This window comes from Pseudomonas sp. WAC2, assembly GCF_030403525.1.
In the GTDB taxonomy this organism is placed as follows: Bacteria; Pseudomonadota; Gammaproteobacteria; order Pseudomonadales; family Pseudomonadaceae; genus Chryseomonas; species Chryseomonas luteola.
Map to the genome: position 1 here is coordinate 79,764 of NZ_JAUEPD010000008.1, position 26,853 is coordinate 106,616.

The window sequence follows — 26,853 nt, forward strand, 5'->3', positions numbered from 1 at the left end:
GCTTGGATCATCGATCTGCCTTGTCGGTCCGGCCGCGCAAGGGACGCTCGGGTACAGACAAGGCGCAGGCAAGTGCGAGCAGGGAAAGCCCAGCCGATACTAAAAACAGTTTATGAAAGGTTGCAAGAAGCGTTTGGCGTAATGGATCGATCGTACCGGCTGACCCAGCCAGGTATGTCTGCAGCACGTTTTCAACGGAGCCCGCATAATCCTGCATAGGGGGTAGCCATAGCAAGAGTAGTGCGGACAAGCCAGCAGCGCCTACCGCACCTCCCAGTGAACGGAACAGCGAAATCGTACTGGACATAACCCCGATATCAGCCTGTGGAACAGCATTCTGGGCGGCAACCAGTGCAGTGGGAAACTGCATGCCCGTTGCAAGTCCTGCCAGAAACAGACTGCCGCCGGCCAGTAACCCGCTGCGCGGATCAATAAAGGCAAGCATTACCAGCGCGCATGGCATGATTAGCGTACCCACTAGGATCTGAGGTTTATAACGTCCCAGTACGGCGGTCAGTCGCCCACAGGTAAAGGCACCCAAGGGAATGCCCGCTGCAAACGGAATCAGATGCAGTGCCGCTTTGCTCATGTCATGGCCGGCGCCAGCTTGAAACCATAAGGGGATCACCAGCGTTAGCCCTATGGCCTGGAAGTTGGTAAGGAAGTTGAGCATACAGCAGAGCCCGGCCGTTCTGTTCCGGAGTAGGCGTAAGGGCAGAAGTGGTTCTCTGGCGCGCTGCTCATGGTATGCGAATAATGTCAAAGCTGTTATTGCCGCAGCGGCAAGCCAGAGAAGATAGCCGCTGCTTAAGGGCGCTCCTTTGCCGATTAATGTTGTAGCCATTAAAAGCGCAGTAAGGCCGGTAGCCAGTAGCAGAATGCCCGGATAGTCAATGAGGGTCTCGCGGCCAGGCACGGGAAGGCTGGTTAGAACGCGGTAGCATATGAAGAGCCCGGCAATGCCAAGGGGCAAATTGATCCAGAAAACCCAGCGCCAAGATAAATACTCGGTCATCAAGCCGCCCAATACGGGGCCGGCAATACTGGCCAGCGCGTACATGCTGCTGATGTAGCCTTGATAACGCCCTCGCTCGCGTGGCGGTACGACGTCGCCAATGACCGCTTGGCTTACGGCAATCAGCCCTCCTGCACCCAAGCCCTGTAAGATTCTGGCCAGGATCAGTTGGGGCATGTCTTGGGCGAGCGCACAAGCGAGTGACGCTACCGTAAAGAGGCTGAAAGCTGCCGACATCATCTTTTGTCGGCCATAGAGGTCGCCAAACTTTCCGTAGAGCGGCATCGAGACGGTCATGGCAACCATGTAGCCCGATATTACCCAGGCCAGAAGTCCGGTGTCATTGAGCTGTGCAGAGATGGCCGGCAGCGAAACCGCCACGATCGTTTGATCCAGAGCGGCCAGCAAAATAGCCAGCATGGGTGCCGGCATAATGGCCTTTATGCGATGTGAACGTGCCGCGTCTGAGTTCAACTGCATTCTCGATAAGATAGGAGCGATACAGGTCTGTTTCCATGATCGCTTCGTAGTATCAGTAGCAATGTATGGATAAGGCCTAATAAGGACAGGTCTGCCTCCTTTTTATAGTGCTTTTTTCTAAGGCTGAAATTTTCTTATTCACCTATTGAAAATTACCAAGAGCCTTGGTATCAGGGCTTTTCCTACAGGCTATACAGAAACTGCGCACAGAGTTATCCACAGGTTTTAGTGGTCATGCTCATGGGTATGAGTGGCATGGGGCATCGGTACGATGAACGCTCTGCCATGGCGTACCCCACGCTCTGCCGTGACATGCTGTGCTAGCTCTCGGACCTCCGCGGTAGTTCCCTTCAACACTGAGACCTCCATGCAGCTTCCATGATCCAGATGGACATGCAAAGTAGCCAGCGTAAGGTCGTGGTGGGCATGAAACGTACGAGTCAGCCGCTTCGAGAGCTCACGAGCATTATGGTCATAGACATAACTCAAGGTGGCGATACAGGTGGAGTCGGCTGGCAGATCCTGCGCTACGGGTTCGCGCATGCCTTCTCTCAACAGGTCCCGGATGGCCTCGGAGCGTCCTTGATAACCGTGGCTCGCCACACGATCGTCAACAGCGGCCAACAGGTCGTCATCCAGTGTAATCGTTACTCGTTGCATAAAAACCAATCACCTTCAGTATGAAGTTTTCTCGTAGACATCATACTCTTCCCTGACTATTCTCCCGCGCTTGTCTACGCATAACGGGAGTGGGAGTGTGAATCAGCTTGGCTTCAAGAGAAAGCTCGGGGTGCTTCTATTGGCAGCGGGATTGGTTCTGCCTGTTATGGCGCAAGCTGAGGTGCTTACCTACTCCTGGCCGACGAATGCCGGGCCGCTTGATCCTCGCGGTTATTCACCGAACCAGATGTATGCCCAGGCGATGGTCCATGAGCCACTGGTACGCTATAAGGCCGATGGCAGTGTCGAGCCCTGGCTGGCGACCCGGTGGGATATATCCCCGGATGGACGGACCTATACGTTTATCCTGCGCGATGGCGTGCGCTTCAGTGATGGCAGCGTGTTTGATGCGGCAGCGGCAAAAGCCAACATTGAAGCCGTTCTGGCAAATCGCAAACGGCATGCCTGGATGGAGCTGGTTGAAACCATCGATCATGCCGAAGCGCCAGATGCCCATACGCTGCGTCTGGTTTTAAAGCATCCTTATTATCCTACCCTGCTTGAGTTGGCACAGGTGCGCCCCCTGCGGTTTGCAGCGCCCAATACTCAGCCTGGACAGCCGATAGGAACAGGCCCCTGGCAACTGGTTGAAAGTCGTCGAGGCGAGTTTGATCGCTTTGCCCGTAACCCTTATTACTGGGGCCCAAAGCCTGCCTATGACGAGGTGCTGGTCAAGGTCATTCCTGACCCGAGTGGGCGGGCGATTGCGCTCGAAACGGGGCAGCTTGACCTGATCCAGGGTTCCGAGGGTGAGGTTTCCGCCGACACTTTCGTTCGCTTGAAACAGGCGGGCTACCATACGGCTATCTCAGCGCCTCTGGCGACCCGGGTCATTGCACTCAATACCAACCTTGCGCCTACCAATGAGCTGGCGGTGCGACAGGCCATCAATTGGGCCGTCGACAAGGATGCGATCGTCAAGCACGTCCTGTATGGCCTGGAACCAAGGGCCGATACGCTCTTCTCAACCAACCTGCCGTATACCGATGTTGGCCTGAAGCCGTATGGCTATTCTCCTAAGAAAGCGAGCGAGGCGCTGGATCAGGCTGGCTGGATACTGAATCCAGTCGAGAAGATTCGCTACAAGGATGGGCAGCCGTTACGCCTGGAGCTGTGCTTCTATGGGGCAAATGCATTGCAGAAGAGCGTGGCTGAGGTTGTTCAGGCCAATCTGGGCGGTCTGGGCTTCGATGTGGTTCTCAAGGGAGAGGACGAGGGGGCTTTGGTAGAGCGCCAACGTGATGGTCGCTTTGGAATGATCTTCGCAGAGACATGGGGCGCACCCTACGATCCGCACTCTTTCGTCAGCTCCATGCGTTATGCCGGGCATGCGGATTATCAGGCACAGCAAGGCCTGCCAATGAAGGCCGCCATTGATCAGGAGATCGGTGAAATATTGGCGTCGGTAGAGGAGGACAAACGGCAGGCGCTCTACAAGGACGTGTTGACTACTTTGCATGAGCAAGCGGTTTACGTGCCGATTTCATACCTGACCGCTACCAGCGTAAGCCGCGATTCAGTCGAAAACGTGCAGTTCGGCTCGACTCTTTTCGACGTGCCTTTCGAGGTCATGAAGCCGGGCGGAGAGTAACTTATGCTGCGTTATATCGCCTATCGGCTGGCCTTGCTGATACCCATCCTGCTTGCTGTTTCGCTGCTGGTATTCGTGCTGCTGCATATGGGGCGGGGTGATCCTGCTCTGGATTACCTGCGTCTCTCCCAGATTCCGCCTACGGACGCGGCCCTGGCGGAGGCGCGGCATACGCTCGGGCTCGATCGTCCCTTAGTTGAGCAGTACTTGATGTGGCTCTGGCGCGCGCTGCATCTGGATTTCGGAACATCATTCGTGACGGGGCGGCCTGTCCTGGATGATCTTCTCTATTACCTCCCCGCCACCCTTCAGCTAGGAGGCGCTGCGCTGGCGGTCACTTTGCTGGTCAGCTTGCCGCTAGGCATCTGGGCGGCCCGCAGACCGGGTGGCTGGCCGGATCAGCTTGTGCGGTTTATAGCCTTTTTTGGCGTCTCGATGCCCAATTTCTGGCTGGCGTTCCTGATGGTCGCCCTGTTTTCCGTGACCCTGGGATGGCTGCCTCCCATGGGGCGGGGAGGAATAGCGCATCTGGTCATGCCGGTACTGGCAGTGGCGCTGATGTCGTTATCGATCAACGCGCGGCTTCTTCGTGCCAGCCTATTGGAAGCCAGCGGGCAGCGACACGTGTTGTACGCGCGCCTGCGTGGGCTGCCGGAAGGGCAGGTATGGCGCAGACATATCCTGCGCAATGCCTGGCTACCCGTCGTGACAGCTATCGGGATGCATGTCGGTGAATTGATTGGCGGCACGCTGGTCATCGAAACGATTTTCGCCTGGCCCGGGCTGGGCCGTTTTGCAGTCAGTGCCGTTTACAACCGAGACTTCCCTGTATTGCAGTGCTTTACGCTGCTGATGACCGGGCTGTTTGTCCTCTGCAATCTGGTTGTGGATGTGCTGTACGCCTGGCTCGACCCTCGCACGCGATTGGAAGGAGCACAGGCATGCTAGTACAGACGATGAACGCGCCCCGGACGCGCTCATGGGGGGCTTGGCTGGGTGGTGTATTGGTCATCCTTCTGCTCGCCTTGACGCTGCTGGGGCCCTGGTTGGCTCCCTACGATCCGACTGCCGTCGATGTGAGCCAGCGGTTACAGGGGATGAGCGAAGCACATTGGCTGGGAACCGACCATCTGGGGCGTGACGTCCTGTCGCGCCTCATTACTGGGGCACGTTTGTCCCTGGGTACGGTTGTGCTGACGCTATGCCTGATCCTCACGCTTGGCATTGTCGTAGGCGGTGTGGCTGGGTTTATCGGTGGTCGACTGGACACGGTGCTGATGCGAGTCGGCGAGTTGTTCATGACCGTACCCACCTTTGTTCTGGCGCTCTTCTTTATTGGTGTGCTGGGAACAGGGCTTTCGAATGTCATCCTGGCCATCGCTCTTTCGCATTGGGCCTGGTATGCCCGAATGGTTCGCAGCCTGGTGATCTCGCTGCGTGGGCGAGACTATCTGCTGGCATCCCGTCTGGCGGGTGCGTCACGTCTGCAGAGCTTTGTCAGCCACATCCTGCCGAGCGTGCTGGGTCAACTGATGGTCCTGGCCTCGCTAGATATCGGCCACATGATGCTGCACGTATCAGGTTTGTCCTTTCTCGGTCTGGGCGTCAGCCCACCTACGGCGGAGTGGGGCGTAATGATCAACGACGCCAAAGAGTTTCTCTGGACGCATCCTCAACTCTTACTCTGGCCAGGCCTCATGATTTTTCTGACCGTAATGGCCTTCAACCTGCTTGGGGATGCGTTGCGGGATCGCCTGGATCCTTCGCTGCGCACAGGAGGGCATTGATGGGTCGTGTATTGGAAGTCCAGGGCCTGACCCTGGCTGTTAATGATCACGTCTTGGTCAAGGATCTGAGCCTGACGGTCAGGACCGGGCGTGTTACCGCTTTGGTGGGTTCCAGTGGCTCTGGCAAATCCATGACCTGTCTGGGCATGCTCGATCAACTTCCCGCAGGCGTGACAAGGGTGTCAGGACACGTGCTGTGCGACGGACAAAGGACGGGCGGCGAACATCTGCGGGGGCGTCAGGTTTCCATGATCATGCAGAATCCCCGTTCTGCCTTTAATCCTGTACTGACGATGCGGGCGCATGCCTACGAGGTGCTGGCGTTGCGTAACATCCGTGGTGCAGATGCCCAGGCACGCCTGGACGCCTGCCTGGTGGATGTTGGCCTGAATACTTCCTCTCACGTGCTTGACCTCTATTCCTTTCAAATGAGTGGCGGCATGTTACAGCGCATGATGATTGCGTTGGCACTGCTGACTGAAACCCCTTTTCTATTGGCCGATGAACCAACAACGGATCTTGATCTGCTCATGCAGGCACGTGTGCTGGATGTACTTGATCGACTGGTTGAAGAGAAAGGTCTAGGAATTCTGCTGGTAACGCATGACATGGGAGTTGTTGCCCGTTGCGCCCACGATGTGTTGGTGATGGATGAAGGGAGCCTTGTGGAGGCTACGTCTGTCGAGCAATTGTTTGACGCACCATGTAGCCCTGCCGCGCGTGATCTGCTGGCTGCGCATCAGGCGCTCACCTTGGCGGAGGATTATGAATGAGACTGCTCAGCGCTGAGGGTATCGGGCACGGCTATCGCTCGGGAGGTTTCTGGTCACGGCGGCCCTTGCAGACCGTATTGCAGGGTGTGGATTTTCACATTGACGAAGGGGAAAGCGTTGGTCTTCTGGGAAACAGCGGCAGTGGTAAAAGTACATTGGCGCGTCTGTTGCTGGGACTTGAAAGACCGATAACCGGGCGCGTCAGCTTTCGGAATGAGGTGCTATCCGAGCTAAGGGGTGAAGCGCTTCGTACGTTTCAGCGCCGTGTCCAGTTGATCTTCCAGGATGCACCAAGCGCATTCAACCCTCGCCACTCGATTGGCTGGAGTCTGTCTGAACCGCTTCGGTACTTGATGGGTCTTTCCAGGCCGGACTGTTTGCGGCGAGTTGCTCAGCTGTTGGAGCAGGTTGGATTGGCGGCTTCCATGGCTGACAGGCTCCCCGGCCAGCTTAGTGGCGGACAGCTCCAGCGGGTCGGCATTGCGCGGGCGCTGGCATCAAACCCCTCGCTCATTGTACTGGATGAGGCGCTGTCCAATCTGGATCGAGTCCTTCAGGTGCAGATACTGGATATGCTCAGTGAAATACGTGAAACGCAAGGAACAGCCTTTCTGTTGATTACCCACGATCTAAGCCTGGTACAGCGGCTGTGCCAGCGGGTGGCTGTGCTGGATCAGGGGCGGCTGGCCGAAGAGTGTAAGGTAACCACGGGGCTGCGTTTTGAGCATCCGGCTGGAGTGGCGTTACAGAAAGCCATTCTGCCGGCTCGACCTGTAAGGCGCGCGCCGGCCGTTCTTTAAGGTTTCTCAGCCAGCAGCATCAGATTGCGGGGTGTCAGGCTAGGGTCGCAAAAGCTGCCTAGTCTGACCTCGTAGCCCTGTTCCTCCAGAAAGAGCGCCCGATCAAGGAGCAGCCAGAGCTCGAGCGGTCGCCGGAAAAGCCCGCGGACCAGTTCAAGATTGCGAACAGCGGCGAGACGCTTCCAGCCGGCGGCCTCAAGTGCCTCCCAGTTGCGCTCAGGGATGGGCGGCAAGCCTTTGAGCGTGGCAAGCTCCAGGCAGTAGTCGCGAAAGGTGCGTTGCAGCCAGTGGGTTGCCAGTGGAGGAGTAGGAAGGTATTCATCGATTCCGCGGATCTCTCGCTGAAGCAGGTCGAATCCCAGCCTTCTGGCCATGGAAAGGTCACGCTGGCGGCGAACCCGGGCACCAGCGGTCACGGTTTCACACAGGGGCAGCCCAAGGTCCTCCTTGCTCAGGAGAAGCGCTGACTGCCTGGCGTTCGTGGAAAGCGGGCGGTACTCATCGCCGCTGATACGGTTATAGCAACAGGGCGCTAACGCCAAGGCAGGGCAGCCTGTCTGGCTGGCTACCTGCATCAACCGCACATGGAGATCACCGCACGCATGCAGCGCTACAGGCGTGTGAAAGACCTGAAGCCTTTCCGTAACAGAAGCAGCCATTACATCCTGTTCATAATGATGGGCTGAAAGCCCCAGGCGCTCGCTGATACGTTGCCCTGTCTCTACCAGTGAGGAATCGTATTCCAGACAGTCGAACGCAGCGCCATGGACGCCCAGGCGTCGTCCTAGATGGCCTTTGCCTGAGCACCAGTCCAGCCAATGCGAGGGAGGGCTGCTGAATAAGGCGTGGTGAGCGAATGCCTCCACCTGCTGCCATTTGCGTCCCGGTACGTCCACGCTCAGCCTGTTAGGCGCTTCGCTGTACTGCCTGGGCAACTCGCCGATCATGCACAGCTGACGTGCCTCTTCGGCCCAGGCTGGAAAAGGCGAGGGGGCCTTGAGTGCATGGGGATGTGTATGCGTAGCCTCCGCCTCTTCAAGTGAGCGGGCGCGAAGCCACGAGGATAACCCCGGGTTGGCCTTCTCCCAAGACAGTGTTGGCTGGGTGAACGGCTTGGGTCGCCAGAGCGCCTGGTGCTGTATCAGGAAGCTGTCCAAGGCATTGAAGCGTGCTTCTAACGCACTGCCCTGGAGGAAGGAAGCAGGATAGGTCTCACTCATGCCGATCACGGAGGCTAACGGGGCGGCGAAGCATAACGCACCGCCCTGTCGCTGTGATCAGTAGAGGCTGAACGGAAAGTATCGGGCGTTGATCTGCTGGTATGTCCCGTTGGCGAGAATACCTTTGAGAGCTTCATCCAGGCGGGCCTTCAGCGGATCGTTCTTGCGTACCGCTATCGCAATGCGGTCCTTTTGCAAAACGGGTTCGCCTTTAAGCTCGAAGCGTTGCCCCTCTGGGGTCTGCAGCCAGGCGTAATGCGCAAAGCGGTCTCCCAGTACGGCATCCACACGCCCATCTGCAAGGGCCTGGTTGGCTTCCTCCTGGGAGTCGTAGAAGCGCATGTTGACCTGACCGCCCAGATGGTTGGAGAGCCAATCTGCCGAAAGCGTCGCGCGGCCGGCACCGATAACCTTGCCTTTGAGTCCGCGGGGGTCTGTGCTGAACGGTTTATCCCTGGGGGCAATGAACTGAATGCTGTTCATGTAGTAGGGGATAGTGAAGGAGACGAGCTGCTCGCGCTCCGGTGTGATCGACATTGAGGAAATGATGGCGTCGAACTTGCGTGCGTTCAGTGAAGGCAGCATGCGATCCCAGCTGGTGATCACGAACTGGCATTGCACCTTGAGTTCTGCGCACAGTGCCTGGGCAATATCTACATCGAAGCCGGTCAGCTTGCCGTTTCCACTAACACTGCTGAACGGGGGAAGCGAGCCTTGAACGCCCACTTTGAGAACGTCGGCCGCCAGAGCTGGGCCGCATAGGCTTAAGCCCACCATCAAAGAAATAACCCATCGCTTGAGCCGCTTCATTCATTCCTCCATCTACAGGTCTGTATAAGCTTTACAGCTGTTTAACCGCAGGTTGTCAAATAAAAGACCCAAGATGAGCAATTGGGCGAGCGGGAGAGAATCGTGCTGAAGCCTTTCAGGGCAGTGATACGAGGCGGGACAAAAATGCAGGCAAAAAAAAGCCCGATCAGTGATCGGGCCTTTAGAATCATGGTGCCCAGGGACGGAATCGAACCGCCGACACGGGGATTTTCAATCCCCTGCTCTACCAACTGAGCTACCTGGGCAACGGGGCGCATTAAACCGTTATAAACGATTTGTGTCAAGCGCGAGTTGAAAAAAAATTCAATTTTTACCGTGACTTAAGTGTTTAGCCCAAAATCAGAAGGGCTAGCCCCAGATCATTCGCTTGGCGGTACGTATCCTTCGGCTTGCGCGTACTCTTCGCCAGAAAGGAATTTATCCATTTCCTGCTGAAGGAATTTACGGTCATCGGCATTCATCATGTTCAGACGGCGCTCGTTGATCAGCATGGTCTGATGTTTCTGCCAGTCATCCCAGGCCTGCTTGGATACATTCAGGTAAATGTCCTCGCCCTTGGCGCCCGGATAAGGCGGGCGATCCAGGCCAGGCAGTTCTTGCTTGAGCTTGCGGCACATGACAGTGCGGGTCATACGGTTTCTCCTTTCAACGCCTCTTCGGCGCGCTTGAGCAATTTCTTGACCGGGGCTGCCAGCCCCAGGCGTGGCGGATTGGCGAGGTTATACCAAAGCCAGTCCGGTTCGGTCATGGATTGATTGCGGCTGTCCACATGAATCAGCCAGGGCTCAATGTTGAGCTGGAAATGGCTGAAGGTATGTGTAAGGCCAGGCAAGGCCTGACGCTGCTCCATGATCAGGCTGTGACGCTCAGTCAGGGCCCCCAGCTGATCGACCGTATCGAGTTCAGGTGGACTCCAGAGGCCACCCCAGAGCCCGGAAGAAGGACGCCGGTAGAGCAGGATGGCATTGTCATCATTGATGATCAGTGGCATCAGGGTCCGCTTTTGCGGCAAGGTCTTCCGTGGCTTGGGTTCGGGAAAATCGGTTTCACGTCCCAGCCGATGGGCCTGGCAGCCTTCTTTCAATGGACAGAGCAGGCAGGTGGGCTTGCTGCGTGTGCACAGTGTAGCGCCCAGGTCCATCATGGCCTGAGTGTAGTTGCCCACACGAATATGAGGTGTATAGCGCTCCGCCACGTCCCATAGCGCTCGGGCGACGGCGGGCTCGCCGGGATAGCCGGACTGTGCCGAATAGCGCGCCAGAACCCGCTTGACATTGCCGTCCAGAATCGGCGCGCGAATGTTCATGGACAAGCTGGCAATGGCACCTGCCGTCGAGCGGCCTATGCCTGGCAGGTCCACGAGGGCTTCGACACTGCGTGGAAACTCACCGCTGTGCTCGGTGACGACAATCTTTGCCGTCTTGTGCAGATTTCGGGCGCGACTGTAATACCCCAGTCCCGTCCAGAGGTGCAGTACTTCGTCTTCAGAGGCAGCGGCAAGCGCCTGGACATCGGGTAACGCCTGCATGAAACGGTCAAAATAGCCCAGCACTGTACTGACCTGGGTCTGCTGGAGCATGATCTCCGAGACCCAGACCCGATAAGGGGTGATGTTCTGCTGCCAGGGCAGGTCCTTGCGGCCATGAATGTCGTACCAGTTCAGGACTGCGCTGGAAAAGCGTTCCGGATTCATCGTTTGTGGAATAACCCCTTGATGGCATCTTTGAGTTCGGGACTGACCTTGTCTCCGAGCTTTTCATCCAGTTTCTCATTAAGTCGATCACCCGCCAGTCGGGCGACGATCTTGCTCATGCCGTCGCGATCCAGGCGGCAGGCCTTGGCGCCCAGCTCCAGCGGACCCCGGCAATGCAACGGCCACTCGATGCCGGTATAGCGCTCATTGACCTGACAGGCCGGGTCGGGCATGTCGCTCTTGTCGCCTTCGACGGTTACGCCAATGCGGTAGTCCAAGCCCAGCACGCGTAAGTCGATATCACCGTTGCCCTTGGCCGTCAGGCCGGGAATGCGGGCAATCAGGTCCTGGTTGCTGGCGACTCCATTATTGATGGTCAGACTACCGCTCAGCTCGCGGAACGGAGTGTCCTGGCCATCATGCGCACTGGCAAGTGTCTTTTTGTTGAGCAGCGCGATGCCCTGGCAGAGCTGGCCCTCTAGGTTGGCATTGGCCAGTACACCATTGCTCAGACGAAAGCGCGCCGTTCCATCCAGGCTATCCATCCATGCCTTCTGGCTATTGCCTTGCGCGGTCAAGTTGGCATCCAGATCCAGCGCCCCCCGTACGGGTGGCTTTTGGCCCTGGGCCTGGAGAATTTTTTCAACCGGTACCTGAGCAATACGTTCGGTCACATTGAGTTTGGGTGTGATTCCTCGAACATCAAGGGCACCATTGGCCTGAAAGCGACCGCTGAACAAGTCGCCACGCAATTCGCTCAGTGTGACGAGGCCGTCTTTGCCGTTGAGCTTGAGGCTGGCGTTATCAATAGGCAGCTTGGTGACCACGAAGTGATCCAGGTTGAGCGAAGCGTTCAGATCCAGTGCTTTGAGCCGCTCTACAGGAAGAATGTCCTCACTGCTCCAGGCATGCTGAGTGGGGGAGGAGGGAAGCGGTGAATTGCCCTGGCTGGCAACCGCATCGGCTGCAGTCACTTCGTTCTGGCGAGCCGTATTGCTCTCGTGCTGAGCGGCAGCCGTCTTGGCGGGCAGGTAGCGATCCAGGTCGAGGCGATCACCCTTAAGGTCAATGCGCAAGGCTTTACGGGCGAAGTCTTCTACGGCAATACGACCCGAGAAGGTGCCGCCATCCAGTACAAGGTTCAGGTCTTCCAGCGCCAGGCTGTTCTGGCTGCCAGACAAGCGTGTATTGAACTCAACCTGCTTGAGCGTGTTGGCGTCAGCCATTTCCGGCAGGGCGACACCAATGCTGGTCAGAAAAGCACGCAGATCGGTCTGTGCAATGGACAGGCCGCCTTCAAGCTTGGGTGCCTTTTCAAGGTCATGCACTTTGAGTTCACCCAGCGCCTTGAGCTGGTTGAAAGTCAGCTTGAGGCCGTTCCACTCAGCAACCTGAGCGGCCCGGTCCAGAAGAAGTTGACCTTCCGCTGAATATTTCAGCAGCTGTCCGCCGAAGGGTTCGCCTGTGGCATCGCCGGACAGGTTGGCATTATCCAGCTGGTAACGCTGTAAGGCATTGTCAAAGCGCAGCTCGCCAGTCAAGACCACCGAGGCATTGACGGGCGGTTGATTGGTCGTGAGGGTGCCCAGCAATTTCAGCGGAATATTAGTGCCTTCGCGGATGCTGCCAGTGCTCAGGTCAAGGCCTTCGAACGCATAATGCGCGCCGCTACGGGCATCGCTGTAATCGAGGCGTGAGTCCTTGACCGTCAGGCTATCGATATCCAGCTTGAGTGGACGGCGTGGCGTGTCATCCTGGCCAGCTGGCTGCTCCGCCGGTTGGTCGTTTGGCGTACCGGGGGTTTTATCGGGTGCGGGGCGGCCAATGTTTTCCCAGTTGGCCTGGCCTTGTTCGTCGCGTGCCAGCGTCAGGTTGAGGCCGTCCACGCGAATATCACTCATCTCGACATCATGGCGAAGCAGCGGCAATACGCGCACCGAGAAGCCCAACCGCTGTACGTTGGCAAGCGGCTTTTGTGGTGTGGTGGCACTGGCGATGGTCGCATCATGAAGTTGCAGGCCAAGCCATGGAAAGAGGCTCCAGCCTATATCGCCGTTAAGGGTCAGCTCGATGTTGGCCTTGTCCCGGGCAAGTTGGCGGATTTCGTCTTTGTAATCGTTGGGGTCGAACAAGTGGGTCAAGGCAAAGCCCAGCGCCACGATGATCAGCAGCAGCCCAAGAAAGACAAGGCCGAGCACTTTTCCGAACGCTTTCATTGACGGGTCCTTATCTAAAACTTAAGTAATGGCCGAGTATAACGCTGCCAAGTGGTCGTTTTGGCTGGATGAACGTCAGAAGCGCGATATCGGCCTCAGACTCTCTGTCGCGCTGTAAATGCCGTTTGGCGTGTAGGCACGAAAAATTGAGTGCTGTGCTCTGGTATTTACACGCCATGCGCTCTATTGTCGCGCCCCGACTAAAGGAGAATTCGTTCGCGTTTTTGAAAAAACGGTGCGTTGGGGAATGCCCGGTCTTTTCTGCGAACACTTCAGCGAGTCGTCAACACTTCATATAGGGGATTTCTCATGAGCATTACGCTCACACAGAGCGGCACTTCCGCTCGTCCCGCTTTCCTATCCAAGGAACGGATCGTTGCCACCCATGGCTTCAACCGCTGGCTGGTACCGCCAGCAGCACTGGCCATTCATATGTGTATCGGCATGGCCTACGGTTTCTCCGTATTCTGGTTGCCGCTGTCTCGTGCCGTTGGCATTGATGCACCCATTGCCTGCGCGCCCACCATGGGCTTTTTCGATCAGCTTTTCGCCACGGGCTGCGACTGGAAAATCTCCCAGTTAGGCTGGATGTATACCCTGTTCTTCCTGTTTCTGGGCTGCTCGGCTGCCTTTTTCGGTAGCTGGCTGGAGCACGCCGGTCCTCGCAAGGCAGGCGTCGTGTCGGCATTCCTGTGGTGCGGCGGTCTGGTGATCTCGGCCATGGGCGTGTATACCCACCACATCTGGCTGCTCTGGCTGGGGGCTGGTGTGATCGGGGGGATCGGGCTGGGGCTTGGCTATATTTCGCCAGTTTCGACACTCATGAAGTGGTTCCCTGACAAGCGGGGCATGGCGGCCGGCATGGCGATCATGGGCTTCGGCGGCGGTGCGATGGTCGGTGCGCCCCTGGCCGACATGCTGATGCGCCATTTCGCAACGGCTGAAGATGTTGGTGTCTGGCAGTGCTTCCTGGTCCTGGCCGGCGTCTATTTTGTCTTCATGATAGGTGGCGCGCTTGCGTACCGCGTACCGCCGCCTGGCTGGCGTCCGGAAGGATGGTCGCCTTCGCTGAAGAAGACCGGTAATGACATGATCACCAGTCGCCACGTGCATGTCAGCAAGGCCTGGCGCACGCCCCAGTTCTGGCTGGTGTGGGCGGTACTCTGTCTGAACGTTTCCGCTGGTATCGGTATCCTGGGTATGGCATCGCCCATGCTGCAGGAAGTATTCGGTGGTCGCCTGATCAGCGTTGGTATCCGCTTCAATGACCTGAACAAGGATCAGCTGGCGCAGATCGCCACGATCGCTGCCGGCTTTACTGGCCTGCTCAGTCTGTTCAACATCGGCGGTCGTTTCTTCTGGGCATCGTTCTCGGACTTCATCGGTCGCAAGATCACGTTTTTCGTCTTCTTTGCGCTGGGCTTTGCCTTGTACGCGATCATTCCGTGGACCAGCCACATGGGCAGCGTAGCGCTGTTCGTGTTCACGTTCTGCCTGATTCTGTCCATGTACGGCGGCTGCTTCGCTACCGTGCCGGCTTATCTGGCGGATCTCTTCGGTACGCAGATGGTGGGGGCGATCCATGGTCGTCTGCTGACGGCCTGGGCCGCTGCCGGTATTTTCGGTCCGGTACTGGTGAACTACCTGCGTGAATACCAGCTGGGCCTGGGGGTTCCGCGTGCAGCTGTCTATGACACTACGCTGTATATCCTGTCGGGCCTGCTGATCCTCGGCTTTATCTGTAACCTGCTAGTACGCCCGGTGGCAGACAAGCACTTTATGACCGAGGCCGAGCTGGCTGTTGAGCGCTCCAAGAGCAACGACAACAACTTCGACAATCTGGTAATCGAATGGTCGGCTGACCCGTCCAGCAAGACCTGGGTCATTCTGGCCTGGGCTGTGGTCGTCATTCCGTTGGCATGGGGTGTTCTCATTACCCTGGGCAAAACGGCTGTGCTGTTCGGCTAAGCGATACCGCTCGCGGCAGGTGCAATGCCTGCCGCGTTTCCCGCCACTCGTCCCATCCTTCCTCTCGTTTGCGTTTAGGTGCCTTTCACGGCTTCTGCTTCCTGGCTATGGCTTCTATACTGTTTACCCTTTTTTGCCCCCTCATTTCGCGGAGCAGGTAATGGCCGAACGCAAGGCAGCCGTCGAGCGCAATACCCTGGAAACCCAGGTCAAGGTATCCATCAATCTGGATGGCACCGGGCAAGCCCGATTCGACATCGGGGTTCCCTTTCTTGAGCACATGCTGGATCAGATCGCCCGCCACGGGTTGATCGACCTGGACATCCATTGCAAGGGCGACCTGCATATCGACGATCACCATACCGTTGAGGACGTGGGCATCACGCTGGGTCAGGCCTTTGCCCAGGCCATTGGCGACAAGAAAGGCATCTACCGTTACGGACATGCCTATGTGCCACTGGACGAAGCCCTGTCCCGGGTCGTCATCGATTTTTCCGGGCGTCCCGGTCTGCACTGGCATGTACCGTTTACCCGGGCTACGGTCGGAGGCTTCGACGTCGATCTGTTCATCGAGTTTTTCCAGGGCTTCGTCAACCATGCGCAGGTAACGCTGCATGTGGATAACCTGCGTGGCATCAACACTCACCACCAGATCGAGACAGTCTTCAAGGCGTTTGGACGCGCGCTGCGCATGGCAGTCAGCCAGGACGAGCGCATGGCTGGACAGATGCCGTCTACCAAGGGGTGCCTCTGATGCAGACGGTAGCCGTCATCGACTATGGCATGGGCAACCTGCACTCGGTTGCCAAGGCACTTGAGTATTCAGGCGGCGCACGCGTGCTGGTCACGGGTGATCCGCAGGTCATTCGGGAGGCAGACCGCATCGTCCTGCCCGGCGTAGGCGCTATCCGCGATTGTATGGCTGAGATCCGCCGCCTGGGCATTGATGTGCTGGTTCGCGAAGTCAGCCAGGATCGTCCCTTCCTGGGTGTCTGTGTGGGCATGCAGGCCTTGATGGAAACCAGCGAGGAAAACAACGGTGTTGACTGTATCGGCCTGTTTCCCGGTCGGGTGCGCCGCTTCCCTGCCGATATGGTAGAGAATGGTGAAAAGCTTAAAGTCCCGCACATGGGATGGAACGAGGTGGCGCATACCCTCGATCATCCGCTTTGGCATGGTATTCCAGACCAGAGCCGCTTCTACTTTGTGCACAGCTACTACATCGAGGCCGCCAACGCTCGCCAGGTAGCCGGCCGAGGCCATTATGGCGTGGACTTTACCGCCGCCTTGGCTGACGGTCCGCGCTTTGCCACGCAGTTCCATCCCGAAAAGAGCGCAACCTGCGGTTTGCAGCTCTACCAGAACTTCGTTGCCTGGGATGGCCGCTGGTAAGCCTGGCTGACTGTACTAGCCGCCATGGCAAGGCTTGAGCGCAAGCAAAGCCAACCCGTGGCGTTTTATCACCATTAGCGAACGCATTCCTGGTGCTGAACCTGTGCCATGCAGGCCGCCCCGAATGCCTTGGGTAGAGATCTATGCTGATTATTCCTGCGATTGATTTGAAAGATGGCGCCTGCGTGCGTCTGCGCCAGGGCCGTATGGAAGATTCCACGGTTTTCTCCGACGATCCTGTAAGCATGGCGGCCAAGTGGGTCGAAGGCGGCTGCCGTCGTTTGCACCTGGTTGATCTTAATGGAGCGTTTGAAGGCCAGCCGGTCAATGGCGAAGTGGTTACTGCAATCGCCAAGCGCTATCCCTCCCTGCCTATCCAGATCGGTGGCGGTATCCGCTCATTGGAAACCATCGAGCACTATGTAAAGGCTGGCGTGAGTTACGTGATCATCGGCACCAAAGCCGTAAAAGAGCCAGCATTCGTGGCTGAAGCCTGCCGAGCCTTTCCAGGCCAGGTCATCGTTGGGCTGGATGCCAAAGACGGCTTCGTGGCGACTGATGGCTGGGCGGAAGTCAGTCAGGTGCAGGTAATCGATCTGGCCAAGCGCTTCGAGGCAGACGGCGTTTCGGCGATTGTTTACACCGATATTGCCCGTGACGGCATGATGCAGGGATGCAACGTACCGTTTACTGCCGCGCTGGCAAACGCTACCCGAATTCCTGTCATCGCATCGGGCGGTATCCATAATCTGGGCGATATCCAGAATCTGCTGGATGCCAAGGCACCCGGCATCATCGGCGCCATTACCGGTCGCGCGATCTACGAAGGCACGTTGGACGTCGCAGAGGCTCAGGCCCTGTGTGATCGTTATCAGGCATAAGACAGGCCGACAGACGAGGATACCGTATGGCACTTGCCAAGAGAATCATTCCCTGCCTCGACGTGGACAATGGCCGCGTGGTGAAGGGCGTCAAATTCGAAAATATCCGTGACGCCGGAGATCCGGTAGAGATTGCCCGTCGTTACAACGAGCAGGGCGCAGATGAAATCACCTTTCTGGATATCACCGCCAGCCACCAGGGCCGCGATACCACCCTGCATACGGTCGAACGTATGGCGAGTCAGGTGTTCATTCCGCTGACTGTGGGCGGTGGCGTTCGTACCGTGCAGGATATTCGTAACCTGCTCAACGCGGGTGCAGACAAGGTCTCGATCAATACTGCAGCAGTCTTTACGCCCGAGTTCGTCGGAGAAGCCGCAGACCGTTTTGGCTCGCAATGCATCGTTGTCGCCATCGATGCCAAGAAGGTCTCGGCACCGGGCGAAACGCCGCGCTGGGAGATCTTTACCCACGGTGGCCGTAAGCCGACCGGGCTGGACGCCGTTGCCTGGGCACGCAAGATGGAGGACCTGGGAGCCGGTGAAATTCTGTTGACCAGCATGGATCAGGACGGCACCAAGAGCGGGTTCGACCTTGGGGTGACACGTGCCATCAGTGAGGCCATCAATATTCCTGTTATCGCGTCAGGTGGTGTCGGCAACCTTGAGCACCTAGCTGCCGGTATTCTGGAAGGCAAGGCCTCGGCGGTATTGGCTGCCAGCATTTTCCATTTTGGAGAATACAGCGTGCCTCAAGCCAAGGCCTATATGGCTGAACGGGGTATTGTAGTCCGATAAATAGAGATTTGCGTCACACTTGGCACGCTTCCTGTTAAAGAAATTGCCCAAAACAAAGCAGGAGGCGTGTCCATGTTCAACGTTGTCATGGCGTTTTGGGTCAGTGTGTTGTTGGTGAGTGCTGGGGCCGCCCAGGCAGCCAGTACCAACAATCGTATTGATCTGCTGACAGAAAATTTCCCCCCTTACAACATGTCGGTCGATGGCAAGAACTTCGCACAGGAGGAAAGCCTGAGCGGAATAGCTGTGGATATCGTTCGGGAGGCCTGTAAGCGTGCCGGGGTTGCTTACTCGATGACGCTCCGCTTTCCCTGGGAGCGTATCTACAAGACCGCACTGGAGCAGCCTGGCTACGGCGTTTTCGTGACGGCTCGTCTCCCCGAGCGGGAAGATTCTTTCAAATGGGTGGGGCCGATAGGACCTGATGACTGGATTCTGCTTGTCCGTGCAGACTCATCGCTAAAAATTGGCAGCCTGGATGACGTAAAGCGTCAGGGTTTGCGCATTGGCGCCTATAAAGGTGACGCGATCGCCGAAAGTTTGGTGAAGCAGGGCATAAACCCAGACCTCTCACTGCGGGATCAGGAAAACGTTCAAAAGCTTCAGGCAGGGCAGATTGATGTCTGGGCCACCGGCGATCCTGCGGGCCGTTTTCTGGCGCGTCAACAAGGGGTTACTGACTTCAAGACCGTTCTGCGCTTTAACGAAAGCCAGCTCTTTTTAGCCTTGAACAAGCAGACACCTGACAATGTGGTGCAAAAACTGCAAAACGCACTGGAGCAGATGCGCAAGGATGGTGAAGTCCAGCGCATCCTGGAGCATTACCTTTAAATAAGCATTCGATTGTGCCTTTGCCGGTGGCACAGCAGTTATAAGAAACAAGGAGCTGAAGTGATGTCCAAGTCGATATTGCGTGTGGTGATGTTGGGGTTGTTATTGGGAGCAGGCGCAGCAAAGGCTGCGGTTTCCGACAATTACTCGATGGTCCTGCTGACTGAGAATTTCCCGCCATTCAATATGGCTGTCGACGAAAAGAATTTCGCCAAGGATGATGGGATTGACGGCATCAGCACGGATATCGTCCGTGAGATGTTCAAGCGCGCCGGAATCAAGTACTCCCTTTCCCTGCGTTTCCCTTGGGACAGACTTTATAACCTGACGCTGGAAAACTCCAATTACGCGCTGTTCTCCACGTCTCGTACACCTGCCCGCGAGTCGCAGTTCAAATGGGTAGGGCCCCTCGGCAAGACGCGTAAAGTCTTGGTGTCGACCACCGCCAGCACCATCAAACTGACCAGCCTGGAAGGTGCGAACAAATACAGGATCGGTACTTACAAGAGCTCGGCGGTCAGCCAGATCCTGGCTGACAAGAAGATTCCGTTTACCGAGTCCCTGCGCGATCAGGAGAATGTCACCAAACTGGAGAAAGGCGAAATCGACTTTTGGGCAACCACCGATGTTGTGGCTCGGTATCTGGCCAAACAGGAAGGGGTGTCCGATCTGCAAACCGCGTTGGTGATCGATGAGGCAGACCTGTACCTGGCGGTTAACAAGGATACGCCGGATGATGTAGTTGCCAAGCTGCAGAAGACGCTGGACGAAATGCGCAAGGAAGGCGTAGTCGATCAGATTACCAATAACTACCTGTGACCCTGCAACGGTCCTGTAGCAAAACCGGAGCCTGGCTCCGGTTTTTTGTTTAGCGGTACACACCATTCTTGCCATGACCTGCCATGGCTTTATTGCTACGCAGAGCGATCATCTGCTCGACATCGATAATCTCGATGCCATTGGCGATCAATGTGGGCAGTTCGCGCTCCAGAACGCTTAGCGTGGCTGGACGAGGATGACCAATCAGAACGGCCGTGCCTTGCTTGCGTGCCAGCCTGACGCCTTCCTGCAATTGCGCTGCGATTGCATCAGCCTGGTTTACATTGTCCAGGAATACATCGCGGGAAAGGCTCGCCAACCCAATCTTCTGAGCTTCGGCGGCTGCAACCGTGGCTGCACTGGTACGGCTATCGAGGAAAAACAGCGATTTGGCCTGCAGGGTTTGCATGAGCTGGCTCATGGCCGGGCGATCAGCCGTCATCCGACTACCTTCATGGTTGTTGACCCCGCTGACATAGGGAACAGTCGCCAGGGCGTTTTCGAGGCGCTTAAGGCGCTCCTCACCGGAAAGCTCCGGGTGCCAGGCGAAGGGGCCACCCGCAGGGTCCATAGGCAGATGCAGAATGACCGTACGGCCTGCCTTATGGGCTTCGCGAGCCAATGTCGCGCCGAAGGATGTGCCCGGCATGATGGCCAGGGTCACCGGCCCGGGCAGACCAAGAACGCGACGATCCTGGGAGAGGTTCTGTCCCAGGTCATCGATTACGATGCTCAGGCGTGGTGGCTCAGCCGCAGCGGCTCCAGCTGCCAGAGCGAGCAGCAGGAGCGAGCCAATCCAACGCCTGATCACTGATTGCGTGTGATGCTCAGCCCTTTCAGGAGGCTGAGGGCTTGGGACAGCTGGAAGTCATCATCTTGCGGGCGGGGCGTCTGGTTAGGCGCCTTGCTTCCGGTAGGACGATCCGGGCCGCCGTTGGCATTACCCAGGTGACCGGCCAGATCAGCTTCTTTGAAGAACTCAGGATTGTCTTCCGGGGTAACTTTAGCGGGTGCGACCGCCACATCAGGGATGATGCCCTGCGCTTGAATGGATCGGCCCTTGGGTGTGAAATACAGCGCTGTGGTCAGTTTGAGTGCGCGGTCGTTGTTAAGCGGCAGAACCGTTTGCACCGAGCCTTTACCAAACGTATCCGTACCCATCAGGATTCCGCGCTTGGAATCCTGCAGAGCGCCCGCCACGATTTCCGCCGCCGACGCGCTGCCACCGTTGATGAGGACGACCAGCGGAACACCTTCGCTGGGGTCAGCCGCGTCGGCCGAGAAGCTCAGCTCGGAGTTCTGGATGCGACCCTTTGTATAGACGATCAGACCCTTGGTCATAAAGGCATCCGCAACCTCGACAGCGGCCTGCAAAACGCCGCCGGGGTTGTTTCGCAGGTCGAGCACCAGGCCGTTGAGCTTATTGCCCTTGTTCTCTTTGCGAAGCTGCTGGAAGGCCTTTGTTACTTCATCGCCCGTGTTTACCTGGAACTGCGAAATACGCAGCAGGCCGTAGTTAGGCTCCAGCAGTTGCGCCTTGACGCTCTTGACCTTGATGACGGCCCGGTTGAGCTTGACATCGAAGGGGCGGCCACCGCCGCGTACGATAGTCAGGGTAATCGGACTGCCAATCTTGCCGCGCATCTTGTCCACGGACTGGCTGATGGACTGACCCTTGGTGGGCTGGCCATCGATCTTGACGATCAGGTCTCCCGGCTGGATACCGGCCTTGGCAGCCGGCGTGTCATCAATAGGGGAGACCACTTTTACGAAACCGTCCTCCTGACCCACTTCGATCCCCAGACCACCAAATTCGCCGCTGGTGGTTTCCTGAAGCTCAGCAAAATCCTTGGGTTCAAGGTATGCCGAATGCGGGTCCAGGTTGCTCAGCATGCCCTTGATGGCGTTTTCGAGCAGAGTCTTGTCATCCACCGGCTCAACATAGGCTGCCTTGATGCGGTCCATCACCTCAGCGAACGTACGCAGCTCTTCGAGTGGAAGCGGCGCATTGTTGATGGGCGCTGCTGCCCCTTCGACCGGGGTCACCGCGGCGGGCACTTCTCCTGGCGTCTGTTGCTGGGCCCAGGCGGTTGAAACGCCACTCAGCCCTATCAGCGAGAAAGCCAAGGCGGTGAGACGAAAGCAATGCGGCATGCGTAGCTCCTAATGTGTCCGGCACTAACCCTGGGCACGGCACCAGGTAAGCGGATCCGACGGACGACCCTTCTGACGTATGGCGAAATAGAGGGCAGGGGTGTCCTGACCTCCGCTGGTCCCGACGGTTGCAATCGCATCGCCCGCCTTGACCTGATCACCTGCACTCTTTAACAAGCTTTGATTATGCCCGTATAAACTGAGATAGCCGTTGCCGTGATCAATGATCACCAGCTGTCCGGCTCCTCGTAACCAGTCGGCAAACACTACCCGGCCCGCATGAATAGCGTGTACCTGGGTGCCTGCGCTGGCTGAAATCAGTACACCATCCCATTTGGCGCGCGGGTCATCGCCACGCGGACTGCCAAAGCGTGCCAGCAGGCGACCGTTCACAGGCCAAGGCAGCTTGCCTTGTGCGTTGGCAAACGGACCGCCAAAGCCTGGTGCAGAACTAGACACCGCAAGGCCCAGTGTGTTCGTTGGCCGTGTCGTTTTGCTGCTTGCGCGACTACGCTCTTCCGCTTCCCGCGCCTGTGCCAGTGCGCGCTGGCGAGCCTGCTCGGCCTCACGGGCCTGGCGGGCCAGTGTTTCTTCAATGGTTTTCAGGACCTTGCCGAGCTCTGCCTGATCCTGCTCACGCGATTGCAGCGCACGGTTGCGGTCGGAGTAGTCGCTGTTCAGCTTGGCCAGGGTCTCCTGGCGTGCCTTGCGGACTTCGGCCAGCTTGTCCTGCCGCTCCTGCAAAGCGGCTTGCTGAGCGGTCAGCTGCGATTGCTCGTTACGAATGTCATTCTCTACCCCGGCCAGCTGCTTCAGGGTGTCGTTGAATGTCGCGAGTTGGTCGAGGCGGGCCTGATTGACATAGTTATAGTAGGTCAGGGTGCGACTGACCTTTTCCGGTTGTTCCTGATTGAGGAGCAACTTCAGGTATTCCTGACGGCCGCTTTGATAAGCGGCACGAATCTGAATAGCGATCAGTTTTTGTTGCTCAAGGCGTGACTGATCGAGTTTTTTTTTCTGGTCATCCAGCTTCTTCAGTTTTTCCTGACCTTGATCCAACTGATCCTGGAGATCCTTGACCTGCTTTTCCAGGTCGCCCATCTCCGTTTCGGTCGATTTGAGCTGCTTTTGCACGCCGGACTTTTCGGTCTGGATGCCTTGCAAGAGCTTCTGCAGTTCGGCGATGTCACGCTTGGTGGCTTCCAACTGGCGCTGGGTATCCTCGCGCTGATCGGCCATGGCCGGAGTAAGCAGGCATGCAAGAAGAACGAGGGTAAGGGCGCGAAGCATCGAGTAACAAATATCCCATGAGGAAGCGCCCTAGTATGCACGGGGCGGCTAGCAAAAAAAACGGCGAGACGAGCCGTAGATGACTAGGTGCTCTTTTATTGGTTGATGATCAGAAGTACCGCTGAGTCCTCAGGGACGCAACGATACTCCCAATCGGGCAAATGAGCAGGCCGTGATATTTAATTCACGGTAATGATCGTACGACCGGTCATCTCCTTGGGTTGCTCCAGACCCATAAGCGTCAGCAGGGTGGGCGCTACATCGGCCAGTACACCGCCTTCACGAATGTGAACGGAGCGCTTGCCTACATAGACGAACGGAACCGGCTCGGTGGTATGCGCAGTATGCGCCTGACCCGTGGACTCATCTTCCATCTGCTCGACATTGCCGTGGTCTGCCGTAATGATGGCCTCACCGCCCACCTTGTCCAGCGCTTCCACAATGCGTCCCATGCAGGCGTCCAGGCATTCCACTGCTTTGACTGCCGCCTCGAATACACCGGTATGGCCCACCATGTCGCCATTGGCATAGTTGGCGATGATGACGTCGTAGCGCTGGTTTTCAATCGCATCGACAATCTTGTCGGTAACTTCCGGGGCGCTCATTTCAGGCTGCATGTCATAGGTGGCAACCTTGGGGGAGGGGATCAGGATACGTTCCTCGCCCTCGAAGGGTTCTTCCCGACCGCCCGAGAAAAAGAACGTGACGTGCGCATATTTCTCGGTTTCGGCAATCCGCAGCTGAGTCTTGCCGTTCTTGGCCAGGTATTCACCCAGGACATTGTTCAAGCTTTCCGGGGCAAAAGCACTGGGTGCAGGAATGCTGGCAGCATATTGGGTCAGCATGACATAGCCTGCCAGGTTTAGCGTCCGGGTACGGGGGAATTCCTTGAAGTCCGGCTCGACAAACGCACGGGACAGTTCACGGGCGCGGTCAGCGCGGAAGTTCATGAATACCACAGCGTCACCGTCTTCTACTTTAACGGGAGTTCCGACGGTCGTTGCCTTGACGAATTCATCGCTCTCGCCGCGCTCGTACGCTGCGTTGAGGCCTTCGGTGGCCGTTGCCGCATGGTATTCCGCGGTGCCGTCCGTAATGAGGTTATACGCAGCGGATACGCGGTCCCAGCGATTGTCGCGGTCCATGGAGAAATAGCGGCCAATCAGCGACACGATACGACCTTTGCCCAGGCGGGCAAACGTGGCGTCTAGCAGGTCGATCGAGCTTTGCGCGCTCCTGGGCGGTGTATCGCGACCGTCGAGGAAGGCGTGCAGGTAGATCTTCTCGGCGCCACGCTTGGCCGCCAGCTCTGCCATGGCAACCAGATGGTCCTGGTGGCTATGGACGCCGCCATCGGACATCAGGCCCAGAATATGGACGGCCTTGCCTGCGCCGACTGCCTTGTCGACGGCTTCGCCAATGACCGGATTCTCGAAGAACTCGCCATCGCGGATGGCCTTGGTGATACGGGTGAAATCCTGATACACCACACGGCCGGCTCCCAGGTTCATGTGACCTACCTCGGAGTTGCCCATCTGGCCGTCAGGCAGGCCCACATCCATGCCGGAGCCGGAGATCAGCCCATGGGGCTGTGTCGCCAGCAGGCGATCCCAGACCGGCTTTTTTGCCGCGTAAATGGCATTGTGCTTGGTTTCCTCGCTGTGGCCAAAGCCGTCGAGGATGATCAGGACCAGAGGTTTGGGTGTGAATGCCATGATTTCGGACTCTTGTTAGCGCTGTTTCGAAAGGCAACGGTTATCTGAAGTGTAACTGCCAAACGCCTAGCGACGCCACGCATGCAGGGTATGGTGCATGAGGTCGCGTGTGTATACTGGCCAGCATTTTTTGACTCCGGATACTTCGTGCCATGCAATTCGTTTCCCGGCTGATCGAGTTCGCCACTCACCATTATTTGCTTGTTGGCGCCTTGTTGGTGCTCTTGATTCTTCTGCTGATACACGAGACACGTCGTAGCGGGCGCAGCCTGTCAACGGCGGAGCTGACCAAGCTTCTCAATACAGAGCAGGGCATTGTGCTGGACATTCGTCCGAAGAAGGAGTTCGCTACTGGTCATATCGTCGGTGCAGTGAACATTCCTCAGGACAAACTGGCCAGCAGCCTGTCCCAACTGGAGAAGCACAAGGATAAGACCCTTATCGTTGTCGACAGCAATGGTCAGCAGGCCGGCGCTGCCTGCACGCCGCTACAACAGGCCGGATTCACTACGGCCCGGCTGACGGGAGGTCTCTCTACCTGGCGTGGGGAAAACCTGCCGCTCGTGAAAAACTAATTGTCGGACAGGAGGTACTCTCATGCCTGAAGTCATCATCTACACCAGTGCCTGGTGTCCTTACTGCCATCGAGCCAAGCACCTTCTCGACAGTAAAGGTGTGAAGTACCAAGAAATTGCCGTCGATGGCCAGCCTGCAGTGCGCAGTGAAATGACACGCAAGGCCGGCCGGACCAGTGTTCCGCAGATCTGGATTGGCGAAACCCATGTGGGTGGCTGCGACGATCTGTATGCGCTCGAGCGCTCAGGCCGTCTCGACCCGCTCCTCTCTGCCTGAATTAACCGATAAACAATAAGGTTCTGTCATGACTGATAACCTAAACGGAGCGCAGCAGACTGAAGAAGGCGCTCAGTTCTCCCTGCAACGTATCTATATTCGCGACCTGTCTTTCGAGGCGCCCAAGAGCCCGGACATCTTCCGTCAGGACTGGCAGCCAAACGTCAACCTGGACCTGTCCACCCGCCAGAAGGCGCTGAACGAAGATTTCTATGAAGTCGTCCTCACGCTGACCGTAACGGTGAAGAACGGTGAAGACACCGCTTTTGTTGCTGAAGTACAACAGGCCGGTATCTTCCTGATCAAGGGTCTGGATGCCTCTTCCATGAGTCATGCGCTGGGCGCCTTCTGCCCGAACATCCTGTTCCCTTATGCACGTGAAACACTGGACAGCATGGTCGTGCGTGGTTCCTTCCCGGCGCTGATGCTATCGCCGGTGAACTTCGATGCGCTGTACGCTCAAGAGCTGTCGCGCATGCAGACTGCAGGTCAGGCCTGATCTACGCTGTAGAAAAAACGCCCTTCGGGGCGTTTTTTTATGCCGCAATGATTTATTCCGGCATGAAAAAGCCCAGCTGGCGCCAGCCCTCGTAAACGGTAATGGCTACCGCGTTGGAGAGATTGAGGCTGCGGCGACCCGGCAGCATGGGCAGGCGTAGCAGGTGCTCGTGGGGAAGGGCATCACGCACCTCGGCTGGCAGCCCGCGGCTCTCGGGACCAAACAGCAGGGCATCGCCTACTTCATAGCGGACATCGGCATAGGACTGTGTAGCTTTGGTAGAAAAGGCCATCAGCCGACGGGGTTGTAAATCTGCTATACAAGCTGACAGCGATGCGTGACACCGCACGGTCGACCACTCATGGTAGTCCAACCCGGCGCGACGCAGCTTTTTGTCGTCAAGCGCAAAGCCAAGTGGCTCGATCAGATGCAGACGGCAGCCGGTAACGGCACACAAGCGAATGATATTGCCCGTATTGGGCGGAATTTCCGGCTCGAACAGAATGACGTCAAACATGGTAGCTAACAC

At 57.3% G+C, this 26,853-nt stretch carries 27 protein-coding genes and 1 tRNA gene; 15 read left to right on the top strand and 13 right to left on the bottom strand.

Annotated elements, in window-relative coordinates:
• Positions 1–7 precede the first annotated feature (7 nt).
• Positions 8–1,495 carry an MDR family MFS transporter gene (locus QWJ10_RS17180; RefSeq protein ID WP_289928341.1) on the bottom strand — a complete coding sequence of 496 codons (1,488 nt, stop codon included), beginning with the start codon at positions 1,493–1,495 and terminating at the stop codon, positions 8–10.
• A gap of 225 nt (positions 1,496–1,720) precedes the next feature.
• Entirely contained in the window at positions 1,721–2,155 is a 435-nt protein-coding gene (nikR, locus tag QWJ10_RS17185; RefSeq protein WP_019367277.1) for a nickel-responsive transcriptional regulator NikR, read from the bottom strand.
• A 166-nt stretch (positions 2,156–2,321) separates the two neighbouring features.
• On the opposite strand from nikR, the gene nikA reads away from it, so the two are divergent.
• From nikA to nikE, 5 genes are read left to right on the top strand one after another with little or no spacing between them, the layout of a single operon-like run.
• On the top strand, positions 2,322–3,806 hold the full coding sequence (nikA, locus tag QWJ10_RS17190; RefSeq protein ID WP_289928694.1) for a nickel ABC transporter substrate-binding protein: 1,485 nt from the start codon (positions 2,322–2,324) through the stop codon (positions 3,804–3,806).
• Positions 3,807–3,809: 3 nt separating this feature from the next.
• Entirely contained in the window at positions 3,810–4,754 is a 945-nt protein-coding gene (nikB, locus tag QWJ10_RS17195; protein WP_019367279.1) for a nickel ABC transporter permease subunit NikB, read from the top strand.
• Positions 4,748–5,593, top strand: a complete 846-nt coding sequence (gene nikC / locus QWJ10_RS17200; RefSeq protein ID WP_197871274.1) for a nickel ABC transporter permease subunit NikC — start codon at positions 4,748–4,750, stop codon at positions 5,591–5,593. The genes nikB and nikC overlap by 7 nt, the downstream gene beginning before the upstream one ends.
• On the top strand, positions 5,593–6,366 hold the full coding sequence (locus QWJ10_RS17205) for an ATP-binding cassette domain-containing protein (RefSeq protein WP_197871276.1): 774 nt from the start codon (positions 5,593–5,595) through the stop codon (positions 6,364–6,366). The genes nikC and QWJ10_RS17205 overlap by 1 nt, the downstream gene beginning before the upstream one ends.
• Entirely contained in the window at positions 6,363–7,166 is an 804-nt protein-coding gene (nikE, locus tag QWJ10_RS17210; RefSeq protein ID WP_197871278.1) for a nickel import ATP-binding protein NikE, read from the top strand. Before QWJ10_RS17205 ends, nikE begins: the two co-directional genes overlap by 4 nt.
• On the opposite strand, the gene QWJ10_RS17215 is transcribed toward nikE, so the two are convergent.
• From QWJ10_RS17215 to QWJ10_RS17240, 6 genes are all read right to left on the bottom strand, one after another.
• Complete coding sequence (locus tag QWJ10_RS17215) at positions 7,163–8,386, bottom strand: methyltransferase (protein WP_197871280.1); 1,224 nt, start codon at positions 8,384–8,386, stop codon at positions 7,163–7,165. The genes nikE and QWJ10_RS17215 overlap by 4 nt on opposite strands.
• Before the next feature lie 57 nt (positions 8,387–8,443).
• Positions 8,444–9,196, bottom strand: a complete 753-nt coding sequence (locus QWJ10_RS17220; protein ID WP_197871282.1) for a transporter substrate-binding domain-containing protein — start codon at positions 9,194–9,196, stop codon at positions 8,444–8,446.
• A gap of 190 nt (positions 9,197–9,386) precedes the next feature.
• Positions 9,387–9,462 (bottom strand) — tRNA-Phe (locus QWJ10_RS17225).
• 114 nt (positions 9,463–9,576) lie between these two features.
• On the bottom strand, positions 9,577–9,849 hold the full coding sequence (locus tag QWJ10_RS17230; protein WP_010796151.1) for an oxidative damage protection protein: 273 nt from the start codon (positions 9,847–9,849) through the stop codon (positions 9,577–9,579).
• Positions 9,846–10,910: an A/G-specific adenine glycosylase gene (gene mutY, locus QWJ10_RS17235; protein ID WP_125888486.1), complete on the bottom strand. Its 1,065-nt coding sequence runs from the start codon at positions 10,908–10,910 to the stop codon at positions 9,846–9,848. Before mutY ends, QWJ10_RS17230 begins: the two co-directional genes overlap by 4 nt.
• Positions 10,907–13,126: an AsmA family protein gene (locus QWJ10_RS17240; protein ID WP_289928350.1), complete on the bottom strand. Its 2,220-nt coding sequence runs from the start codon at positions 13,124–13,126 to the stop codon at positions 10,907–10,909. Before QWJ10_RS17240 ends, mutY begins: the two co-directional genes overlap by 4 nt.
• A 309-nt stretch (positions 13,127–13,435) precedes the next feature.
• Here QWJ10_RS17240 and QWJ10_RS17245 point away from each other — a divergent pair, with 309 nt between their 5' ends.
• From QWJ10_RS17245 to QWJ10_RS17275, 7 genes are all read left to right on the top strand, one after another.
• Positions 13,436–15,094, top strand: a complete 1,659-nt coding sequence (locus QWJ10_RS17245; protein WP_010796148.1) for an OFA family MFS transporter — start codon at positions 13,436–13,438, stop codon at positions 15,092–15,094.
• 160 nt (positions 15,095–15,254) lie between these two features.
• Positions 15,255–15,848 (top strand): imidazoleglycerol-phosphate dehydratase HisB, encoded by a 594-nt coding sequence (hisB, locus tag QWJ10_RS17250; RefSeq protein WP_010796147.1) that lies wholly within the window; start codon positions 15,255–15,257, stop codon positions 15,846–15,848.
• Positions 15,848–16,486, top strand: a complete 639-nt coding sequence (gene hisH, locus QWJ10_RS17255) for an imidazole glycerol phosphate synthase subunit HisH (RefSeq protein ID WP_122041370.1) — start codon at positions 15,848–15,850, stop codon at positions 16,484–16,486. Before hisB ends, hisH begins: the two co-directional genes overlap by 1 nt.
• 143 nt (positions 16,487–16,629) lie before the next feature.
• On the top strand, positions 16,630–17,367 hold the full coding sequence (gene hisA / locus QWJ10_RS17260; RefSeq protein ID WP_289928356.1) for a 1-(5-phosphoribosyl)-5-[(5-phosphoribosylamino)methylideneamino]imidazole-4-carboxamide isomerase: 738 nt from the start codon (positions 16,630–16,632) through the stop codon (positions 17,365–17,367).
• 26 nt (positions 17,368–17,393) lie between these two features.
• Positions 17,394–18,164, top strand: coding sequence for an imidazole glycerol phosphate synthase subunit HisF (gene hisF / locus QWJ10_RS17265; protein ID WP_010796144.1), 771 nt, complete (start codon positions 17,394–17,396; stop codon positions 18,162–18,164).
• A 72-nt stretch (positions 18,165–18,236) separates the two neighbouring features.
• Positions 18,237–18,995 carry an ABC transporter substrate-binding protein gene (locus QWJ10_RS17270; RefSeq protein ID WP_289928359.1) on the top strand — a complete coding sequence of 253 codons (759 nt, stop codon included), beginning with the start codon at positions 18,237–18,239 and terminating at the stop codon, positions 18,993–18,995.
• Between the two features lie 63 nt (positions 18,996–19,058).
• Positions 19,059–19,814: a transporter substrate-binding domain-containing protein gene (locus QWJ10_RS17275; protein ID WP_289928361.1), complete on the top strand. Its 756-nt coding sequence runs from the start codon at positions 19,059–19,061 to the stop codon at positions 19,812–19,814.
• A 49-nt stretch (positions 19,815–19,863) separates the two neighbouring features.
• Here the strand turns inward: QWJ10_RS17275 and QWJ10_RS17280 are convergent, their stop codons facing one another.
• From QWJ10_RS17280 to gpmI, 4 genes are all read right to left on the bottom strand, one after another.
• Positions 19,864–20,595, bottom strand: coding sequence for a divergent polysaccharide deacetylase family protein (locus QWJ10_RS17280; RefSeq protein WP_258019771.1), 732 nt, complete (start codon positions 20,593–20,595; stop codon positions 19,864–19,866).
• Between the two features lie 26 nt (positions 20,596–20,621).
• Positions 20,622–21,968: a S41 family peptidase gene (locus tag QWJ10_RS17285; protein WP_125888491.1), complete on the bottom strand. Its 1,347-nt coding sequence runs from the start codon at positions 21,966–21,968 to the stop codon at positions 20,622–20,624.
• A 24-nt stretch (positions 21,969–21,992) separates the two neighbouring features.
• Positions 21,993–23,258 (bottom strand): murein hydrolase activator EnvC, encoded by a 1,266-nt coding sequence (locus QWJ10_RS17290; RefSeq protein WP_289928366.1) that lies wholly within the window; start codon positions 23,256–23,258, stop codon positions 21,993–21,995.
• A 179-nt stretch (positions 23,259–23,437) separates the two neighbouring features.
• The gene (gene gpmI, locus QWJ10_RS17295; protein WP_289928368.1) at positions 23,438–24,973 is read right to left on the bottom strand and encodes a 2,3-bisphosphoglycerate-independent phosphoglycerate mutase; all 1,536 of its coding nucleotides are present in this window, start codon (positions 24,971–24,973) and stop codon (positions 23,438–23,440) included.
• Between the two features lie 152 nt (positions 24,974–25,125).
• Here gpmI and QWJ10_RS17300 point away from each other — a divergent pair, with 152 nt between their 5' ends.
• The 3 genes from QWJ10_RS17300 to secB are packed head-to-tail and all read left to right on the top strand — an operon-like array spanning position 25,126 to position 26,324.
• Entirely contained in the window at positions 25,126–25,548 is a 423-nt protein-coding gene (locus QWJ10_RS17300) for a rhodanese-like domain-containing protein (protein ID WP_010796137.1), read from the top strand.
• Positions 25,549–25,570: 22 nt separating this feature from the next.
• The gene (gene grxC, locus QWJ10_RS17305) at positions 25,571–25,825 is read left to right on the top strand and encodes a glutaredoxin 3 (RefSeq protein ID WP_010796136.1); all 255 of its coding nucleotides are present in this window, start codon (positions 25,571–25,573) and stop codon (positions 25,823–25,825) included.
• 28 nt (positions 25,826–25,853) lie between these two features.
• Positions 25,854–26,324 carry a protein-export chaperone SecB gene (gene secB, locus QWJ10_RS17310; RefSeq protein ID WP_010796135.1) on the top strand — a complete coding sequence of 157 codons (471 nt, stop codon included), beginning with the start codon at positions 25,854–25,856 and terminating at the stop codon, positions 26,322–26,324.
• A gap of 52 nt (positions 26,325–26,376) precedes the next feature.
• Here the strand turns inward: secB and QWJ10_RS17315 are convergent, their stop codons facing one another.
• Complete coding sequence (locus tag QWJ10_RS17315) at positions 26,377–26,841, bottom strand: tRNA (cytidine(34)-2'-O)-methyltransferase (protein ID WP_026004158.1); 465 nt, start codon at positions 26,839–26,841, stop codon at positions 26,377–26,379.
• Positions 26,842–26,853 lie beyond the last annotated feature (12 nt).

What these genes read in the sequence shown, in the direction of transcription:
- QWJ10_RS17180 (WP_289928341.1), bottom strand. Translation starts at nt 1,495, where the DNA reads ATGCAGTTGAACTCAGACGCGGCACGTTCACATCGCATAAAGGCCATT.
- nikR (WP_019367277.1), bottom strand. Translation starts at nt 2,155, where the DNA reads ATGCAACGAGTAACGATTACACTGGATGACGACCTGTTGGCCGCTGTT.
- nikA (WP_289928694.1), top strand. Translation starts at nt 2,322, where the DNA reads ATGGCGCAAGCTGAGGTGCTTACCTACTCCTGGCCGACGAATGCCGGG.
- nikB (WP_019367279.1), top strand. Translation starts at nt 3,810, where the DNA reads ATGCTGCGTTATATCGCCTATCGGCTGGCCTTGCTGATACCCATCCTG.
- nikC (WP_197871274.1), top strand. Translation starts at nt 4,748, where the DNA reads ATGCTAGTACAGACGATGAACGCGCCCCGGACGCGCTCATGGGGGGCT.
- QWJ10_RS17205 (WP_197871276.1), top strand. Translation starts at nt 5,593, where the DNA reads ATGGGTCGTGTATTGGAAGTCCAGGGCCTGACCCTGGCTGTTAATGAT.
- nikE (WP_197871278.1), top strand. Translation starts at nt 6,363, where the DNA reads ATGAGACTGCTCAGCGCTGAGGGTATCGGGCACGGCTATCGCTCGGGA.
- QWJ10_RS17215 (WP_197871280.1), bottom strand. Translation starts at nt 8,386, where the DNA reads ATGAGTGAGACCTATCCTGCTTCCTTCCTCCAGGGCAGTGCGTTAGAA.
- QWJ10_RS17220 (WP_197871282.1), bottom strand. Translation starts at nt 9,196, where the DNA reads ATGAAGCGGCTCAAGCGATGGGTTATTTCTTTGATGGTGGGCTTAAGC.
- QWJ10_RS17230 (WP_010796151.1), bottom strand. Translation starts at nt 9,849, where the DNA reads ATGACCCGCACTGTCATGTGCCGCAAGCTCAAGCAAGAACTGCCTGGC.
- mutY (WP_125888486.1), bottom strand. Translation starts at nt 10,910, where the DNA reads ATGAATCCGGAACGCTTTTCCAGCGCAGTCCTGAACTGGTACGACATT.
- QWJ10_RS17240 (WP_289928350.1), bottom strand. Translation starts at nt 13,126, where the DNA reads ATGAAAGCGTTCGGAAAAGTGCTCGGCCTTGTCTTTCTTGGGCTGCTG.
- QWJ10_RS17245 (WP_010796148.1), top strand. Translation starts at nt 13,436, where the DNA reads ATGAGCATTACGCTCACACAGAGCGGCACTTCCGCTCGTCCCGCTTTC.
- hisB (WP_010796147.1), top strand. Translation starts at nt 15,255, where the DNA reads ATGGCCGAACGCAAGGCAGCCGTCGAGCGCAATACCCTGGAAACCCAG.
- hisH (WP_122041370.1), top strand. Translation starts at nt 15,848, where the DNA reads ATGCAGACGGTAGCCGTCATCGACTATGGCATGGGCAACCTGCACTCG.
- hisA (WP_289928356.1), top strand. Translation starts at nt 16,630, where the DNA reads ATGCTGATTATTCCTGCGATTGATTTGAAAGATGGCGCCTGCGTGCGT.
- hisF (WP_010796144.1), top strand. Translation starts at nt 17,394, where the DNA reads ATGGCACTTGCCAAGAGAATCATTCCCTGCCTCGACGTGGACAATGGC.
- QWJ10_RS17270 (WP_289928359.1), top strand. Translation starts at nt 18,237, where the DNA reads ATGTTCAACGTTGTCATGGCGTTTTGGGTCAGTGTGTTGTTGGTGAGT.
- QWJ10_RS17275 (WP_289928361.1), top strand. Translation starts at nt 19,059, where the DNA reads ATGTCCAAGTCGATATTGCGTGTGGTGATGTTGGGGTTGTTATTGGGA.
- QWJ10_RS17285 (WP_125888491.1), bottom strand. Translation starts at nt 21,968, where the DNA reads ATGCCGCATTGCTTTCGTCTCACCGCCTTGGCTTTCTCGCTGATAGGG.
- QWJ10_RS17290 (WP_289928366.1), bottom strand. Translation starts at nt 23,258, where the DNA reads ATGCTTCGCGCCCTTACCCTCGTTCTTCTTGCATGCCTGCTTACTCCG.
- gpmI (WP_289928368.1), bottom strand. Translation starts at nt 24,973, where the DNA reads ATGGCATTCACACCCAAACCTCTGGTCCTGATCATCCTCGACGGCTTT.
- QWJ10_RS17300 (WP_010796137.1), top strand. Translation starts at nt 25,126, where the DNA reads ATGCAATTCGTTTCCCGGCTGATCGAGTTCGCCACTCACCATTATTTG.
- grxC (WP_010796136.1), top strand. Translation starts at nt 25,571, where the DNA reads ATGCCTGAAGTCATCATCTACACCAGTGCCTGGTGTCCTTACTGCCAT.
- secB (WP_010796135.1), top strand. Translation starts at nt 25,854, where the DNA reads ATGACTGATAACCTAAACGGAGCGCAGCAGACTGAAGAAGGCGCTCAG.
- QWJ10_RS17315 (WP_026004158.1), bottom strand. Translation starts at nt 26,841, where the DNA reads ATGTTTGACGTCATTCTGTTCGAGCCGGAAATTCCGCCCAATACGGGC.